Origin of the sequence: Streptomyces aidingensis (genome assembly GCF_900112355.1) — a bacterium.
GTDB lineage: Bacteria > Actinomycetota > Actinomycetes > Streptomycetales > Streptomycetaceae > Streptomyces > Streptomyces aidingensis.
Window position 1 is genome coordinate 132,951 of sequence record NZ_FOLM01000005.1, and the last position, 15,635, is coordinate 148,585.

General features: G+C 73.3%; 11 protein-coding genes. 7 read left to right on the forward strand and 4 right to left on the reverse strand.

Annotated features, from left to right (window positions below):
- Positions 1 to 227 precede the first annotated feature (227 nt).
- Complete coding sequence (locus BM242_RS11680) at positions 228 to 1,589, forward strand: glutamine synthetase family protein (protein ID WP_093838699.1); 1,362 nt, start codon at positions 228 to 230, stop codon at positions 1,587 to 1,589.
- 175 nt (positions 1,590 to 1,764) lie between these two features.
- Positions 1,765 to 4,797 (forward strand): bifunctional [glutamine synthetase] adenylyltransferase/[glutamine synthetase]-adenylyl-L-tyrosine phosphorylase, encoded by a 3,033-nt coding sequence (locus tag BM242_RS11685; RefSeq protein ID WP_093838700.1) that lies wholly within the window; start codon positions 1,765 to 1,767, stop codon positions 4,795 to 4,797.
- A 43-nt stretch (positions 4,798 to 4,840) separates the two neighbouring features.
- On the opposite strand, the gene BM242_RS11690 is transcribed toward BM242_RS11685, so the two are convergent.
- Positions 4,841 to 5,179 (reverse strand): ArsR/SmtB family transcription factor, encoded by a 339-nt coding sequence (locus BM242_RS11690; protein WP_425443836.1) that lies wholly within the window; start codon positions 5,177 to 5,179, stop codon positions 4,841 to 4,843.
- Between the two features lie 66 nt (positions 5,180 to 5,245).
- On the opposite strand from BM242_RS11690, the gene BM242_RS11695 reads away from it, so the two are divergent.
- Together BM242_RS11695 and BM242_RS30800 are read left to right on the forward strand one after the other, a co-directional pair.
- A complete protein-coding gene (locus BM242_RS11695; RefSeq protein WP_093838702.1) occupies positions 5,246 to 6,016 on the forward strand; it encodes an SDR family NAD(P)-dependent oxidoreductase in 771 nt (256 codons plus the stop codon).
- A 176-nt stretch (positions 6,017 to 6,192) separates the two neighbouring features.
- Entirely contained in the window at positions 6,193 to 7,908 is a 1,716-nt protein-coding gene (locus BM242_RS30800) for a serine/threonine-protein kinase (protein ID WP_217652448.1), read from the forward strand.
- A gap of 61 nt (positions 7,909 to 7,969) precedes the next feature.
- On the opposite strand, the gene BM242_RS11705 is transcribed toward BM242_RS30800, so the two are convergent.
- The 3 genes from BM242_RS11705 to BM242_RS11715 form a co-directional block, all read right to left on the reverse strand.
- Positions 7,970 to 8,947, reverse strand: a complete 978-nt coding sequence (locus tag BM242_RS11705) for a phosphatase PAP2 family protein (RefSeq protein ID WP_245834002.1) — start codon at positions 8,945 to 8,947, stop codon at positions 7,970 to 7,972.
- A 324-nt stretch (positions 8,948 to 9,271) separates the two neighbouring features.
- Positions 9,272 to 10,303, reverse strand: a complete 1,032-nt coding sequence (locus BM242_RS11710) for a LacI family DNA-binding transcriptional regulator (protein ID WP_093838887.1) — start codon at positions 10,301 to 10,303, stop codon at positions 9,272 to 9,274.
- 104 nt (positions 10,304 to 10,407) lie between these two features.
- On the reverse strand, positions 10,408 to 11,721 hold the full coding sequence (locus BM242_RS11715; protein WP_093838704.1) for an extracellular solute-binding protein: 1,314 nt from the start codon (positions 11,719 to 11,721) through the stop codon (positions 10,408 to 10,410).
- A 270-nt stretch (positions 11,722 to 11,991) separates the two neighbouring features.
- On the opposite strand from BM242_RS11715, the gene BM242_RS11720 reads away from it, so the two are divergent.
- The 3 genes from BM242_RS11720 to BM242_RS11730 all read left to right on the forward strand — a co-directional run bounded on the left by BM242_RS11720 (position 11,992) and on the right by BM242_RS11730 (position 15,534).
- Positions 11,992 to 13,269, forward strand: a complete 1,278-nt coding sequence (locus BM242_RS11720; protein ID WP_093838705.1) for an extracellular solute-binding protein — start codon at positions 11,992 to 11,994, stop codon at positions 13,267 to 13,269.
- A 187-nt stretch (positions 13,270 to 13,456) separates the two neighbouring features.
- Complete coding sequence (locus tag BM242_RS11725; RefSeq protein ID WP_093838706.1) at positions 13,457 to 14,521, forward strand: carbohydrate ABC transporter permease; 1,065 nt, start codon at positions 13,457 to 13,459, stop codon at positions 14,519 to 14,521.
- A 2-nt stretch (positions 14,522 to 14,523) separates the two neighbouring features.
- Positions 14,524 to 15,534: a sugar ABC transporter permease gene (locus BM242_RS11730; protein WP_093838707.1), complete on the forward strand. Its 1,011-nt coding sequence runs from the start codon at positions 14,524 to 14,526 to the stop codon at positions 15,532 to 15,534.
- Positions 15,535 to 15,635 lie beyond the last annotated feature (101 nt).

The window sequence follows — 15,635 nt, forward strand, 5'->3', positions numbered from 1 at the left end:
TTACGCCGTGCCGGGCGGCAGAAGTGGGTGTCCTTCCGGCCGGAACGGCACGGCTTAGGACCGGCGGCCATGGGGATGGCCGGGCCGGATGACCGGGGCCGATGCGTGTTGGCCGGGCGTCGGACGCGCGTGCGCAATGCCGCGGAAACCGTGTGGTGGAATGCTCATGTGCCCCGGTAGGTCGGCACCCTGGGAGCAGAGCGTCTGACCAGCGAGGATTGGTGGAGATGGATAAGCAGCAGGAGTTTGTGCTCCGGACGCTGGAGGAGCGGGACATCCGGTTCGTCCGGCTGTGGTTCACCGATGTGCTGGGCTTCCTGAAGTCTGTTGCCGTGGCCCCCGCCGAGCTCGAACAGGCCTTTGAGGAGGGAATCGGCTTCGACGGCTCCGCCATCCAGGGCTTCGCCCGGGTGCACGAGTCCGACATGATCGCCAAGCCGGCGCCCAGCACCTTCCAGATCCTGCCCTGGCGGGCCGAGGCCCCCGGCACCGCCCGGATGTTCTGCGACATCCTGATGCCCGACGGGTCGCCGTCCTTCGCCGACCCCCGCTACGTGCTCAAGCGGATGCTGGCCCGGGCCTCGGATCTCGGCTTCACCTTCTACATCCACCCCGAGATCGAGTTCTTCCTGCTCAAGGAACGCCCGGTGGACGGCTCCCGGCCCGTACCCGCGGACTCCTCCGGCTACTTCGACCACACCCCGCAGCACGTCGGCATGGACTTCCGCCGCCAGGCCATCACCATGCTGGAGTCCATGGGCATCTCGGTGGAGTTCTCCCACCACGAGGGCGCGCCCGGCCAGCAGGAGATCGACCTGCGCTACGCCGACGCCCTCACCACCGCCGACAACATCATGACCTTCCGCCTGGTGGTCAAGCAGGTGGCGCTGGAGCAGGGGCTGAACGCGACTTTCATGCCCAAGCCGTTCTCCGAATACCCCGGCTCCGGCATGCACAGCCACCTCTCCCTCTTCGAGGGCGACCGCAACGCCTTCCACGAGACCGGTGCGGAGTACCAGCTCTCCAAGGTGGGCCGTTCCTTCATCGCCGGGCTGCTCCGGCACGCCGGGGAGATCTGCGCGGTCACCAACCAGTGGGTCAACTCCTACAAGCGGATCTGGGGCGGTGCCGAGCGCCCGGCCGGCCAGGGCGGCGAGGCGCCCTCCTACATCTGCTGGGGGCACAACAACCGCTCGGCGCTGATCCGGGTGCCGATGTACAAGCCGGGCAAGACCGCCTCCACCCGGGTCGAGGTCCGTTCTCTGGACTCCGGCGCCAACCCCTACCTGGCCTACGCGATGCTGCTGGCCTCGGGCCTGAAGGGGGTGCAGGAGGGCTACGACCTGCCGCCCGGTGCCGAGGACGACGTCTGGGCGCTCACCGACGGCGAACGCCGTGCCCTGGGCATCCGCCCGCTGCCGCAGAATCTGGGCGAGGCCATCGACCTGATGGAGCACAGCGAACTCGTCGCCGAAACCCTCGGCGAGCATGTCTTCGACTTCTTCCTGCGCAACAAGAAGCAGGAGTGGGAGGAGTACCGCTCCCAGGTCACCCCCTTCGAGCTGATGAAGAACCTCCCGGTGCTGTGACCCTGCCCCCGCCCCCCCGGCCCCGGCGGCCCCGGGGGGCGGCAGCGCGACGCCCGGCAGGGGCCATGGCCGGGGACGGCCTCGCCGGCCGGCCGCGCGCCGGGGTCGCTAGGCTGTTCAGGAGCGGGGAAACGAGCGGACGGCGGCGGGGCGGAGAACGGCGAGAGGCAGGACTGTGTCGCTAGGCGGGCGGCGGGACAGCCGGTTCGGAAGACTCCTCAGGCACGGATTCACCGACCCCGGCGCGGCGGAGCGGCTGCTGGACTCCCCGGCGCTGCGGCCGGCCGGCTCGGACGGAGCCCTGCTGGACAGCCTCGCCGCGGCGGCCGACCCCGACCTGGCGCTGCGCGCCCTGGTCCGGATCGCCGAGGCCCAGACCCCCGCCGGCCGGACGGTCTTCGTGGAGACACTGGTGGCCGGCAAGCCGCTGCGGGACCGGCTGGTGGCCGTGCTGGGCGCCTCCGAGGCGCTGGGGGACCACCTGGCCCGCCGGCCGGGGGAGTGGCAGGAGCTGGCGTCCTTCGACACCGCCGCGGACCTGCATCCCGGGATCGCGGACTTCGAGGCCGCGCTGGCCGGGGCCGACGACGCGGACGCGCTGCGCATCGCCTACCGCCGGGCGCTGCTGCTGATCGCCGCCCGCGACATGACCGGCACCACCGGTTTCTCCGAGGCCGCCGCCGAACTGGCCGACCTGGCCACGGCGACCCTGCGCGCCGCGCTGCGCATCGCCTGCGCCGAGACTCCCGCGGACGCCGAGCGGTGCCGGCTGGCGGTGATCGGCATGGGCAAGTGCGGCGGGCGGGAGCTCAACTATGTCTCCGACGTCGATGTGATCTTCGTGGCGGAGCCGGCCGAGGGAGTGGCGGAAGGCCCGGCCATGCAGGCCGCCACCAGGCTGGCGTCGCGGATGATGCGGCTCTGCTCGGACACCACCGCCGAGGGCACCATCTGGCCGGTCGACCCCAATCTGCGGCCGGAGGGGCGCAACGGCCCGCTGGTGCGGACCCTGGCCAGCCACCTCGCCTACTACCGCCGCTGGGCCAAGACCTGGGAGTTCCAGGCCCTGCTCAAGGCCCGCCCGGTGGCCGGTGACGCGGCCCTCGGCAAGGAGTACGCGGCGGCCGTGGCGCCCATGGTCTGGGAGGCCGCCGCCCGCGAGAACTTCGTGCCCGACGTGCAGGAGATGCGCCGCCGGGTGGAGGAGTCGGTGCCCGCCGCGCACGCCGGACGCGAGCTCAAGCTCGGGCCCGGCGGACTGCGGGACGTGGAGTTCGCCGTGCAGTTGCTCCAGCTTGTGCACGGGCGCGGCGATCCTGAGCTGCGCGGCCCCAATACGCTCCAGGCGCTCGCCGCGCTCTCCGACGGCGGCTATGTCGGACGGCGGGACGCCGGCGCGCTGGACGCCTCCTACCGCTTCCTGCGCACCGTGGAGCACCGCATCCAGCTCTTCCGGCTGCGCCGCACCCATCTGATGCCCGAGGCCGAGCCCGACCTGCGCCGGCTGGGCCGCTCCCTGGGCTTCTTCCGCGACCCGGTCGCCGAACTGGGCGTCGCCTGGCGCCAGCACGCCGCCGTGGTCCGCCGGCTGCACGAGAAGCTGTTCTACCGCCCGCTGCTGGAGGCCGTGGCCCAGCTGGAGGCCGGGCAGGCCCGGCTCAGCCCGGAGGCCGCCGGCCAGCGGCTGGTCGCCCTCGGCTACGCCGACCCGGCCGCCGCGCTGCGCCATCTGCGCGCCCTGGCCTCCGGGGTCAGCCGCAAGGCCGCCATCCAGCGCACCCTGCTGCCGGTGCTGCTGGACCGGTTCGCCGACTCCGCCGATCCCGACGCCGGACTGCTCAACTTCCGCAAGGTCTCCGACGCGCTGGGCTCCACCCCCTGGTATCTGCGGCTGCTGCGCGACGAGGGCGCCGCGGCGGAGAACCTGGCCCGGGTGCTGTCCGCCGGGCGGCTCGCCCCCGATCTGCTGCTGCGCGCACCCGAGGCGGTGGCGCTGCTGGGCAGCCAGGAGGCGCTGCTGCCGCGCGGCCGGGCGGCCCTGGAACAGGAGATCCTGGCCGCGGTCGGCCGCTACGGCACCGACGCGGAGGCCGCCGTCACCGCCGCCCGCGGCATCCGGCGCCGCGAACTGTTCCGGACCGCCGCCGCCGATGTCATCGGCGCCTACGCGGGCGGCGCCGCCCCCGGGGCCGGCGGGGAAGCGGAGGCGGCGGAGCCGGCCGGCGGCGCGGAACCGGCCGAGCCGGCGGTCGTCCGGGTCGGCGCGGCCCTGTTCTCGCTCAATGCCGCCACCCTGGCCGGCGCGTTGCGCGCCGCCGTGCAGGCCGCCTGGGGCACCACCCTGCCCACCCGCTTCACCGTGATCGGCATGGGCCGTTTCGGCGGGCAGGAGCTGGGCTACGGCTCGGACGCCGATGTGATGTTCGTGCACGAGCCGCGCGAGGGGGTGCCGGAGGAGGAGGCCGCCCGGGCGGCCTTCGCGGTGGCCAACGAGATGCGCCGGCTGCTCCAGATCCCGGCCACCGACCCGCCGCTGCCGATCGACGCCGATCTGCGGCCGGAGGGCAAGTCGGGGCCGCTGGTCCGGTCGCTGTCCTCGTACCGGGCCTACTACGGGCGCTGGTCGCTGGTCTGGGAGAGCCAGGCACTGCTGCGCGCCCAGCCGGTGGCCGGCGACGCGGACCTGGGCCGCCGGTTCATCGAACTGATCGACCCGCTGCGCTACCCCGAGGGCGGCCTGGACGACCGGGCGGTGCGCGAGATCCGTCGGCTCAAGGCCCGGATGGAGGCGGAACGCCTTCCGCGCGGCGCGGACCCCACCCTGCACACCAAGCTGGGCCGCGGCGGCCTGTCCGACGTGGAGTGGACCGTGCAGCTTCTCCAGATGCGGCACGGCCATGAACTGCCCGCCCTGCGCACCACGGGCACCCGGGCGGCGCTGGCCGCCGCCGAGGCGGCCGGACTGCTGGATCCGGCGGACGCCCGGGTGCTGGACGAGGCCTGGCGGCTGGCCGCCCGGGTGCGCAACGCGGTGATGCTGGTACGCGGCCGGCCGGGCGACACCTTCCCCTCCGAGACCCGCGAACTGGCCGCGGTCGCGCGCTACTTCGGCTATCCGCCCGGCCACGCCGGCGAACTCCTCGACGACTACCGCCGCACCACCCGCCGCGCCCGCGCCGTCATGGAACGCCTCTTCTACGCCGCCTGAGGGCGGGCCTGGATGAAGCCCTCCGGCCGCTGACGCCCCCTGCTCAGGGGGCCAGGCCGACGTCCGCGCCGATGCCGGCGGCGTCCGCCGCGGTCAGGACGGCGGCCAGCAGGCCGGGGAAGCGGGCGTCGAGGTCGTCGCGGCGCAGTTCGACGAAGCAGCGGGTGCCTTCCTGCCGGGTGCGGGTGACGCCGGCGTCGCGCAGCACGCGCAGGTGGTGGCTGAGGGTGGACTTGGCCACCGGTGCGCGCAGTTCGCCCCAGCCGCGTTCCCGGCCGTCGGCCAGGACCCGCACCAGGCCGACCCGGATCGGGTCGCTGAGCGCGCCCATCACCGACAGGACTTCGATCTCGTTCCGCTCCGGGTGCCGCGCGTTCCTCATGGAGACCATGCTACGTTGTCGTTCGTCGTTCTACGAACATCGAACATCGACCATAGGGAGTGTCCCATGGCTGTCCCGCCGTACGGCACCGCCGCCCTCGCCGGGCAGGTCGTCATCGTCACCGGGGCCGGCTCCGGCATCGGCCGCGCCACCGCACACGCCTTCGCCGACGCCGGAGCACATGTGCTGGGCGTCGGACGCCGCAAGGACGCCCTGGAGGAAACCGCCGCCGGCCGTCCCCGCATCACCCCGCACCCGGCCGACCTGCGCACCGCGGACGCACCCCAGGAGGTGACCGACGCCGCGGTCCGACGGTGGGGACGCCTCGACGTCCTGGTCAACAACGCCGGCGCCACCCGGCTGATGCCGCTGGCCGAGACCACCGCCGCGGGCATCGTCGCCCTGTTCGAGCTCAATGTCACCGCGCCGAGCCTGCTGGCCCGCGCCGCCCTGCCCCAGCTGCGCCGGCGCCGCGGCGCGATCGTCAACGTCTCCAGCACCTACGGGCACCGGCCGCTGCCCGGTGCCGCCCACTACGCGGCCTCCAAGGCGGCACTGGAGCAGCTCACCCGCACCTGGGCCGTGGAGCTGGCCGCCGACGGCATCCGGGTCAACGCCGTGGCCCCCGGCCCGACCGAGAGCCAGGCCCTGTCCGCGGCCGGACTGCCCGCCGCGGTGGTGGAACAGATCAAGCGGGAGGAGGCCGGGCGCGTCCCCCTCGGGCGCCGCGGCGAGCCGCAGGAGATCGCCGCCTGGATTCTGCGCCTGGCCGACCCCGCCGCCACCTGGCTCACCGGACAGGTCCTCACCGTCGACGGCGGCCTGGAACTCGTCTAGGGGTCCAGAGGGGCGTCGGCCGGGCCGGCCGTCCGCGGCGGGCGCCCGGTCTCCTTTCGTGGCGGTATGCCACCGGCCGGTGGCCCGAGTGGTGGCCGGGGTGGGAGAGGGCTGCCAGAACTGCCAGAATCTGTGATCGACCGTGCGGAGCCGAGGGGACACCGGGGGAGTCGAGCGTGCAGCCGCTGACCGAGGACGATCCGCGCCAGGTGGGCGGCTACCGGCTGCTGGCGGTACTGGGGGAGGGCGGCATGGGCCGCGTCTACCTGGGCAGATCGGCCGGCGGACGGACGGTGGCGGTCAAGCTGGTGCATGCCGGGATGGCCCGCGACCCCGGTTTCCGCCGGAGGTTCGCGCGGGAGGTGGCCGCCTCCCGCGCGGTCAGCGGGCCGGGCACGGTGCCGGTGGTGGCGGCCGATCCGGAGGCGGACCGCCCCTGGCTGGCGTCCGCCTATGTGTCGGGCCCCTCGCTGGGGGAGGCGGTGGCCGCGTACGGGCCGCTGCCGGAGCCCGCGCTGTGGCGGCTGGCCGCCGCGCTGGGCGAGGCGCTGGGCACGGTGCACGCCGGCGGGCTGGTGCACCGTGATCTCAAGCCGACCAATGTGCTGCTGGCCGCCGACGGGCCGCTGCTGATCGACTTCGGCATCGCCCGGGCCGCCGACGACACCGCGCTCACCGGCACCGGACTGGTGATCGGCTCGCCCGGCTACATGTCCCCGGAGCAGGCCGAAGGGCGGGAGGTCACCCCGGCCGCCGATGTGTTCGCGCTGGGTGTGGTGCTGGCCTTCGCCGCCACCGGACGCGGCCCGTTCGGCAGCGGCTCCGGACCCGAACTGCTGTACCGGGTGGTACACCACGACCCGGATCTGACCGAGGTGCCGGAGCGGTTCGCGGCGGTGCTGCGCCGCTGTCTGGCCAAGGACCCGGTGGACCGGCCGGAACCGGCGGAACTGGCGGACTGGGCGGCCGGGCAGGGCGGCCGGACGGAGGACTGGCTGCCCGCGCCGATCGTCTCGGCGATCGCCCGCAAGGCCGAGCAGCTGCTCAACCTGGAGGCGGACGCGGCGGCGGAGGAGCGCCCCCAGCCGCCGCCCTCCGAGGCGCGGACCGAGGTGACCGGCCCGCCGGCCCTGCCGCCCACGGCGATCGCCCCGCCGCTCCCCGGATCACCGGCGGTCCCGCCGACGCCGGTGCCCGGGCAGTTCCCGCCGTACCACACCCCGCGGCTCCCGCCCGGGCCACAGCCGCAGTACGTCAATCCCTATGCGGCGCCGCCGCGGCCCTGGCCGGCCGTGCCCGGCGGGCCGGTGCGGCCGATGCCGCAGGCCGATCCGCGGCGGCGGGTCTGGATCGCGCCCTGGGTGCAGGGCAAGGGGCTCGGCCGGCCGCTGCTGGCCCTGTGGGGGCTGATCCCGCTCGCCGTGCTGTTCCTGGTCCGGGACGCCGCGGCGGAGCTGGCGGTGCGCCACCCGGCGCCGTCCGGTGAGTGGGCGGACTCGGCGGAGCTGGTGCGCTGGGCGGTCGAGGACCGCGGGGCGCCGCTGGTCCTGGTGGTGCCGCTGGCCGTGGCCATGGCGTTCCTCCAGTCCTTCCGCGGCGGCCTGTACCGCCGCCCGGCCGGGGCGGTGCGGGCCTGGACCGCGCTGGGCGCGGCCTTCTGGATGCTGTGGTGCCTGGTGATCTGGACCGGCGTGGTCTGGGCACTGGGGATCGTCACCGCCCTGGACGAGGACGCGGTCCGGGAGCCGGACGCCGGTGTCTTCGCGGTCTTCGGGCTGGCGGCGCTGGCCCTGGCCGCGGTCGGGCTGGCCGCGGTGGGGGTGTTCTTCGCCGCGCTGGCCCGGCTCATCCGGGGCCTGGCCGGTGATGTGGCCCGCCCGGCCGCGCCCTGAGCGCCGTCCCCGGCGCCGCCGTCCCCCGGCCCGGTCCCGTCAGGTCCGTCCGGGAGGCGGCTCAGGCGGTGCGGTCCCGCGGGCGCTCGTGGTCCCGGGCGCCGGCGCGGTCCGTCCCGGAGTCCGTCCCGGGGGCCGTCGCCCGCTCCTGGCCGGCGGAACGGGCGGTGAGCGGCGGGAGGGCGAAGGGCAGCGGCAGGCCGCGGCGGGGCGGGAAGTCGGGGCGGCGGGGGAGGCGGTACCACAGCGCGCCGTACCAGAGGGTGGCCACCGTGTAGCCGAAGGCCAGGCAGATCAGCCCGCCCACCGCGTCCAGCCAGAAGTGGTTGGCGGTGGCCACGATCACAAAGAGGGTGAGGACCGGGTAGAGCGCCCCGAGGGTCTTCAGCCAGCGGGCCCGCGCCAGCATCACGATGGTGATCCCGCACCACACCGACCAGCCCACATGCATGGACGGCATGGCGGCGTACTGATTGGACACCGTCTGCATCGACTCCGAGGACAGCGAGCCCCAGGTGTCGTGCACCAGGCCGGTGTCGATGAAGTCCACGCCCGTCATCAGCCGGGGCGGTGCGAGCGGGTACAGGTAGTAGCCGAGCAGGGCGACACCCGTGGTGGCGAAGAGCACCAGCCGGGCCGCCCCGTAGCGGCCGGGATGGCTGCGGAACAGCCACACCAGCACCGCGATGGTCACCAGGAAGTGCAGGGTGGCGTAGAAGTAGTTCAGCGTCACGATCAGCCAGGTGACCTCGTTGGCCGCGTGGTTGACCGCCCGCTCGAAGGCCAGGCCCAGGGTCTGCTCGGCCTCCCAGATCCATTCGGCGTGCCGCTGCGCGGCCTCCTCCTGCTCCGGCACGGCGTTGCGGATCACCGAGTAGGTGCCGTAGCTGACCGCGATCAGCAGCAGCTCGAACCAGATCAGCGGGCGGCGGACGAGACGCTGCCGGGCGAGAAAGCGCTGCGGCCCCGGGGACGGTGACGGACCGGCCCCGCTTCCGGTCCGTACGGCGGTGGCGCCTGCCGTGGCTGGAGACTTCACCCGCTGTGCTTCCTTGTTCCCGTTGTGTCCGCTGTGGTTTCCGCTGTGCTCTCCGCCGGAGTGTCCGCCGGGGTGCCCGCCGGAGCGGGCGGCGCCGCCGCGGGCACTGCCCGTACTGCCCATGCTGCCGGTGCCCGTCCGGAAACCGGAACCGGAACCGGCAGCCGGGCCGTTCCCCCTTGCCAGGCTGGTGTCCCCCATGGCCCGACAGTCTGCCAGAGCGCGCGGACAGTGCGATCATCCCCCGGTCTGGTCTTCGGCCCGGCGTCCTCCTCCCGGCGGCGGAGGACATCCCCGGGGCCGTCCCCGGGGAGGACCCCGGGCTCAGCCCTCGGCGGGAGGTGCCGGAGCGGTGGCGGTGGAACCGCGCACCACCAGTTCCGGCATGAAGACGAACTCGCTGTGCGGCGCGGGGGTGCCGCCGATCTCCTCCAGCAGCGCCCGCACCGCCGCCTGCCCCATCGCCTGCACCGGCTGCCGGATGGTGGTCAGCGGGGGATCGGTGAACGCGATCAGCGGGGAGTCGTCGAAGCCGATCACCGAGATGCCGCCGGGCACCGCAAGCCCCTGCTGCCGGGCCGCCCGGATGGCGCCCAGGGCCATCAGATCGCTGGCGCAGATCACCGCCGTGCAGCCGCGCTCGATCAGCGCGGAGGCCGCGGCCTGCCCGCCCTCCAGGGTGTAGAGGGAGTGCTGCACCAGCGGCGCGCACCGCTCCTGGTCCAGGCCGAGCTCGTCCCGCATGGCGTGCAGAAAGCCCTCGGTCTTGCGCTGCACCGGCACAAACCGGGCGGGGCCCAGGGCCAGCCCGATCCGCCGGTGGCCCAGCGAGAGAAGATGCGTCACGGCCAGCCGCATGGCGGCCCGGTCGTCGGGGGAGACGAACGGCGCCTTCACCCTCGGGGAGAAGCCGTTGACCAGGACGAACGGCACGCCCTTGGCGCGCAGCCGGTCATAGCGCTCCATGTCGGCGGTGGTGTCGGCATGCAGGCCGGAGACGAAGATGATCCCGGCCACGCCGCGTTCCACCAGCATTCCGGTGAGTTCGTCCTCGGTGGAGCCGCCGGGGGTCTGGGTGGCGAGCACCGGGGTGTAGCCCTGGCGGGTGAGTCCCTGCGCGATGACCTGGGCGAACGCCGGGAAGATGGGATTTTCCAGCTCGGGCGTGATCAGCCCGACCAGACCGGCGCTGCGCTGGCGCAGCCGGGCGGGGCGCTCGTAGCCGAGGAGGTCGAGTGCGGTCAGGACGGCCTCGCGGGTGGCCGCGGCGACGCCTGGCTTGCCGTTCAGGACTCGGCTGACCGTGGCTTCACTGACCCCCGCCTGGGCTGCGATGTCGGCAAGCCGTGCGGTCACGCTTGTGGACTGTACCGGGGAGGTGTCGGCCTTGCCCACCGCGGGTGTCGATTCCGGCCGTATGTGACCATTCGTCTTCGGCTTTCGCGCGCCGGGTGTCCGGATCAGCCGGTGGTGGGGATGATCCAGCCGGTGAGGAGTTCGTCGCGCCAGGCGCGGGCGGTGGCGTCCAGCCCGGCCTCCGGGGTGGTCTCGCCGCGCAGCACCGCGGTGTAGTGCTCCTGGAAGATCCCGAACATCTCGGCGGTCTCGGCCAGCGGCGGTCTGGCCACCGACTTGGTGTGGGCGAAGTAGAAGGCGTTGCGCACCGGGTCGGCGAGCACGTCCTCGGTGTAGGCGGCCTTGCGGGCGGGCAGCAGGTCCAGCGCGAGGGCGGCCTTCTCCTGCTGTGCGGCGGCGGTCATATAGGCGGTGAAGAGTTCGGCCGCCGCCCGGTCGCGGCTGTCCGCGGAGACCACCAGGCTGTGGCCGCCGGTGGGGGAGCCGGCGGTGCCCGTGGAGCCGGCCGGGACGGGCGCGATGCCCAGGTTGTCCGCGCCGCGGAAGGCGGAGCCGTCCTGGGCGTCCGCGACCGACCAGGGGCCGTTGATCATCATGGCCGCCTCGCCCTTCTTGAACGCGCCCTGCATCGCCGAGTAGGCGTCCTCGGCCGGGGGGACCGGCGCGGCGCCGGAGGAGACCAGTCCGGCCGCGGCGATGATGCCGCGCACCGCCGGGCCGCCGGAGACGGTGATGGTCCTCTTCTCCGGGTCGACCAGGTCGGTGTCCTCGCCGTAGAGGAACGGCAGCGCGTAGTAGGCATCGGTGTTGAGCACGATGCCGTCGGCGCCGGTCTCCTCCTTGATGGTCAGGGCCCATGCGCGCAGCTCGTCCCAGTCGCGTGGCGGGCGGGTCAGCCCGGCCGCTTCGAACAGCGCCTTGTTGTACAGCAGCGCCAGGGTGTCGGTGACCTGCGGCACCCCGTAGACCCCGCCGTCGAGGCGCAGCCCGGCCACGGTGTTGTCCAGGAACTCCTGCGGATCCGGCTCGGCCACCGTGCCGGTCAGGTCGGCCAGCAGGCCGTCCGCGACGAAGCCGGCCGTCCAGCCGACATCGGCCCGCAGCACGTCCGGCGCCTCGCCGCCGGCCGCGGCGTCCAGGTAGCGCTGCTGGGCCTCGAAGAACGGCACGTTGACGTAGGTCACGTCGATCTCGGGATACTGCTTCTCGAAGGCCGCGACAAGCTGGTTGAAGAACGGGGCCTCGGTCTCGTTGGAGGTGTCCCAGAAGGTCACCGAGCCGGTCACCGGGGGCGCGGGGTCGTCCCCGAGGAGGCCGCCGGTGCAGCCGGTGGCGGTGGCGGCCAGCAGCGCCACGGCCGCGACCGCCGTGAGCAGGGTCCTGCCGGCCGCTCCGCCGCGTCGCCTCGCTTGTCGCATGGGTTTCCTCCGGTCCTTGCTGGGGCGGCACTGCGTTCCCGCCGGGCGGACGGTGCGTGCGCGCCCGGGCCCGGCGAGTGGCGGGAACCTAGCAGCTTGGAAACCCTTGCGGAAGGTCTTGCGGGGAGGCTTGCAGAAATTTGCCGCAAGGTCTTTCCAAACGATTGCCCCCCTGTTACGTTCCTGGACAGCCCAGCGGCGCAGTGGTGCGACGCTTCAGGTGCCTCAGGCGCACCCATAGTCGGGCATATCGTTAAGAGGAGTGTTCACATGCGGCGCAGCATAGGGACGACCGCTGTCATCGCGGCTCTGGCACTTGCGGCAACGGCTTGCGGTGGCAGTGAGGACGACGGCGGCAACGGGGGTTCCGGCAACGGGGGCGCGAACGGCGGCGGTGAGCTGTCCGGCACCGTCACTTTCTGGGACACCTCGGGCGAGACCGAGGCGGCGGTCTTCGAGGCCGTGGCCAAGGAGTTCGAGGACCTGCACCCGGAGGTCACCGTCGAATACGTCAACATCGGCTTCGACGGCGCCCAGGACCGGTTCCGCAACGCCGCGGGCGCCAACGAGGCCCCCGATGTGATGCGCACCGAGGTCGCCTGGGTCGCGGAGTTCGCCAGCCTCGGCTACCTGGCGCCGCTGGACGACACCGCCGCGGTGGACAACGCCGAGGACTATCTGCCGCAGGCCTGGGGCTCCACCCAGTACGACGGCAAGACCTATGCCGTGCCGCAGGTGATCGACACCCTTGCGCTGTTCTACAACAAGGAACTCTTCGACAAGGCCGGCGCCGAGGTCCCGCAAAGCCTGGCGGAGCTGAAGAACACCACCGACGCCTTCACCGCCGAGGGCCTGGACGCCCCGCTCTACCTGCGCGGCGACGACTCCTACTTCTTCCTGCCCTACCTCTACGGCGAGGGCGGCGACCTGGTCGACGCGGCGGCCGAGAAGGTCACCGTGGACGACGAGGCCGGCGTCGCGGCCTTCGCCGCCGTCAAGGACCTGGTCGACTCCGGCGCCGCCATCACCGACACCACCGACGGCTGGGAGTCGATGATGAACGCCTTCGGCAACGGCGATGTCGCCATGATGCTCAACGGCCCGTGGGCGATCGCCGACGCCACCGCCGCCATCGGCGCCGAGAACCTGGGCGTGGCCCCGGTCCCGGCCGGCGGCAGCGGCCAGGGCGCCCCGCAGGGCGGCTGGAACTACGGCGTCTACGCCGGCTCCGACGCCCTCGACGCCTCCTACGAGTTCGTCAAGTACATGAGCTCCGCCGAGAGCCAGCAGCGGATCACCGAGGAACTCAGCCTGCTGCCCACCCGCTCCTCGGTCTACGAGGCCGAGTCCGTCGCCTCCAACGAGATGGTGCAGTTCTTCGCCCCGGCCGTCGAGGTCGCCAAGGAGCGGCCGTGGATTCCCGAGGCCGGCACCTTCTTCGAGCCGCTGACCGAGTCCATCGCCGCCCTGCTGCTGGGCGAGGCCACCCCCGAGGAGGCCGCCGCGCAGACCGGTGACGCCTACCGGGAAACCCTCGGCTGGGAGTGACCGCACCGGCCGGCCGCCGCCGCCCCCGCCGCCCACGGCGGGACGGGGCGCGGCGGCGGCCCCGGCCGCACCGGCCGGCGGACCGCTCCGCCGGCGCGGCGGCAGCACCCGGCAAGGCACCGATCCCGCGCCGCACCGGTCGGCACGGGTCTGACGACGGACACAAGACGAAGGGCTGACGGGCACCATGCCTGACACGAGCAGCCGGTCCGCGGCGACGGCCGTGGGCACCACGACCCCTGGTGCCCCCGCCCGGGGCCGCGCGACCGGCACCACCCCCGGCAGGGAACCCGGAACGGGATCCGGGAAACCGCCCGGGACGGACGGCGGACGGCTGCGGCGCGCGCTGTCCACCCACTGGTACGCCTGGACGATGATCGCCCCGGTGGTCGTCGTCATCACCGTGATCATCGGCTATCCGCTGGTCCGCGGCGTCTACCTGTCGTTCACCGATGCCGACGAGGCGAACGTCGAGCGCCGCATCGGCGTCAACCACATCCCGGCCACCTACGAGTTCGTCGGCCTGGACAACTACGTCGATGTGCTCACCGGCAGCGAGTTCTGGGACCGGCTCGGCTGGACGGTGACCTGGACCGTGCTGTGCGTGGCCATCACCTTCTCCATCGGCCTGGCGCTGGCGGTCATGCTCAACCGCCGCATCCGGGGCCGCGGCCTGTACCGGATGGCCCTCATCCTGCCGTGGGCGATCCCGGCCTTCGTCTCCGTCTTCGCCTGGCGGATGCTGTTCAACGAGCGCTACGGCATCCTCAACGCCGGCCTGGAGAACGGCGGCATCGACGGCATCTCCTGGCTGACCGATCCCCTCTGGGCCAAGGCCGCGGTGATCGCCGTCAACGTCTGGCTGGGCGTGCCGTTCATGCTGGTCGCCATGCTGGGCGCGCTCCAGTCCATCCCGGCCGAGCAGTACGAGGCCGCGGAGATGGACGGCGCGGGCCCCTGGCAGCGGTTCTGGAACATCACCCTGCCCGGTGTCCGCTCGGTCAGCGCCACGGTGATCCTGCTCAGCTCCATCTGGACCTTCAACATGTTCCCGGTGATCTTCCTGCTCACCGGCGGAGGTCCGATCGGCACCACGGACATCCTGGTGACCGAGGCATTCGAACTCGCCTTTGTCGGAAGCCCGCGCGACTTCGCCGGCTCCGCCACCTGGGGCGTGCTGATCCTGCTGCTGCTCGTGGTGTTCGCGGTGGGCTACCGCCGGGCGCTCCGCAAGCAGGGAGAGGTGTGGTGACGATGGCCACCCGGACGACACCGTCCCCCAACCCGTCCCCCGGCCCGTCGCCGTCCCGGTCCGAGGCCGGCGCCGGGGCCGCCGCCCGGACCGCGGCCGGCGGTCCCGCACCGCTCGCCCCGGCCGGCGGCGCGGGCTCCGCCGTCCCGCCGGCCGGCGCCGCCGCCCGCGGACGCCGCCCCCGCGGGCGCGGCGAGCGCGGCCCGCTCGCCTCCCTCGGCCTGCACGCCACCCTCCTCCTCACCTCCTTCATCGCGCTGTTCCCGCCGTTCTGGCTGCTGGTCACGTCCTTCAAGCCGAAGAGCGAGACCTTCTCGCTCTCCCTGGTCGCGGACTTCAGCCTCGACAACTACACCCATGTCCTGACCGACACCGCCTTCCCCACCTGGCTGTGGAACTCGGTGCTGGTGGTGGTGCTCACCACCGGGCTGGGCGTGTTCATCTCGGCCACCACCGGCTACGCGCTGAGCCGCTTCCGCTTCCCCGGGATGCGCCCGCTGATGTGGACCCTGCTCATCACGCAGATGTTCCCGATGGCGATCCTCATCGTGCCGCTGTACAACCTGATGTCCCGCTACGGGCTGCTCAACCAGCCGGTCGGTCTGGTGGTCACCTACATGACCATCGCGGTGCCGTTCTGCGCCTGGATGATGAAGGGCTTCTTCGACACCATCCCGGTCGCCATCGACGAATCCGGCCGGGTCGACGGCCTCAACCCGTTCGGGGTCTTCTGGCGGCTCATCCTGCCGCTGGCCAAGCCGGGCATCGCGGTCACCGCCTTCTACAGCTTTGTCACCGCCTGGGCCGAGGTCGCCTACGCCACCGCCTTCATGACCGGCGAGGACAACCTCACCCTGGCCGGCGGGCTGCAGACCTTCGTCAACCAGTACACCCAGGACTGGCACTACATGACGGCCGCCGCGGTGCTGATCGCGGTGCCCGCCACGCTCGTCTTCGGCTACGCCCAGAGACACCTCCAGGCGGGCCTCACCGCGGGCGCCACCAAGGCCTGACGGCCGGCACCCGCGCGGGGCGGCCTGCCCCGGGACCGCCCGCCCGCCGCCGGCCGCCCCGCACCCCCCCGCACGCCGTACCCCGCACCCGTCCACCACCG

Coding starts and splice junctions, on each gene's coding strand:
- BM242_RS11680 (WP_093838699.1), top strand. CDS start 228: ATGGATAAGCAGCAGGAGTTTGTGCTCCGGACGCTGGAGGAGCGGGAC.
- BM242_RS11690 (WP_425443836.1), bottom strand. CDS start 5,179: ATGAGGAACGCGCGGCACCCGGAGCGGAACGAGATCGAAGTCCTGTCG.
- BM242_RS11695 (WP_093838702.1), top strand. CDS start 5,246: ATGGCTGTCCCGCCGTACGGCACCGCCGCCCTCGCCGGGCAGGTCGTC.
- BM242_RS11715 (WP_093838704.1), bottom strand. CDS start 11,721: ATGCGACAAGCGAGGCGACGCGGCGGAGCGGCCGGCAGGACCCTGCTC.
- BM242_RS11720 (WP_093838705.1), top strand. CDS start 11,992: ATGCGGCGCAGCATAGGGACGACCGCTGTCATCGCGGCTCTGGCACTT.
- BM242_RS11725 (WP_093838706.1), top strand. CDS start 13,457: ATGCCTGACACGAGCAGCCGGTCCGCGGCGACGGCCGTGGGCACCACG.
- BM242_RS11730 (WP_093838707.1), top strand. CDS start 14,524: ATGGCCACCCGGACGACACCGTCCCCCAACCCGTCCCCCGGCCCGTCG.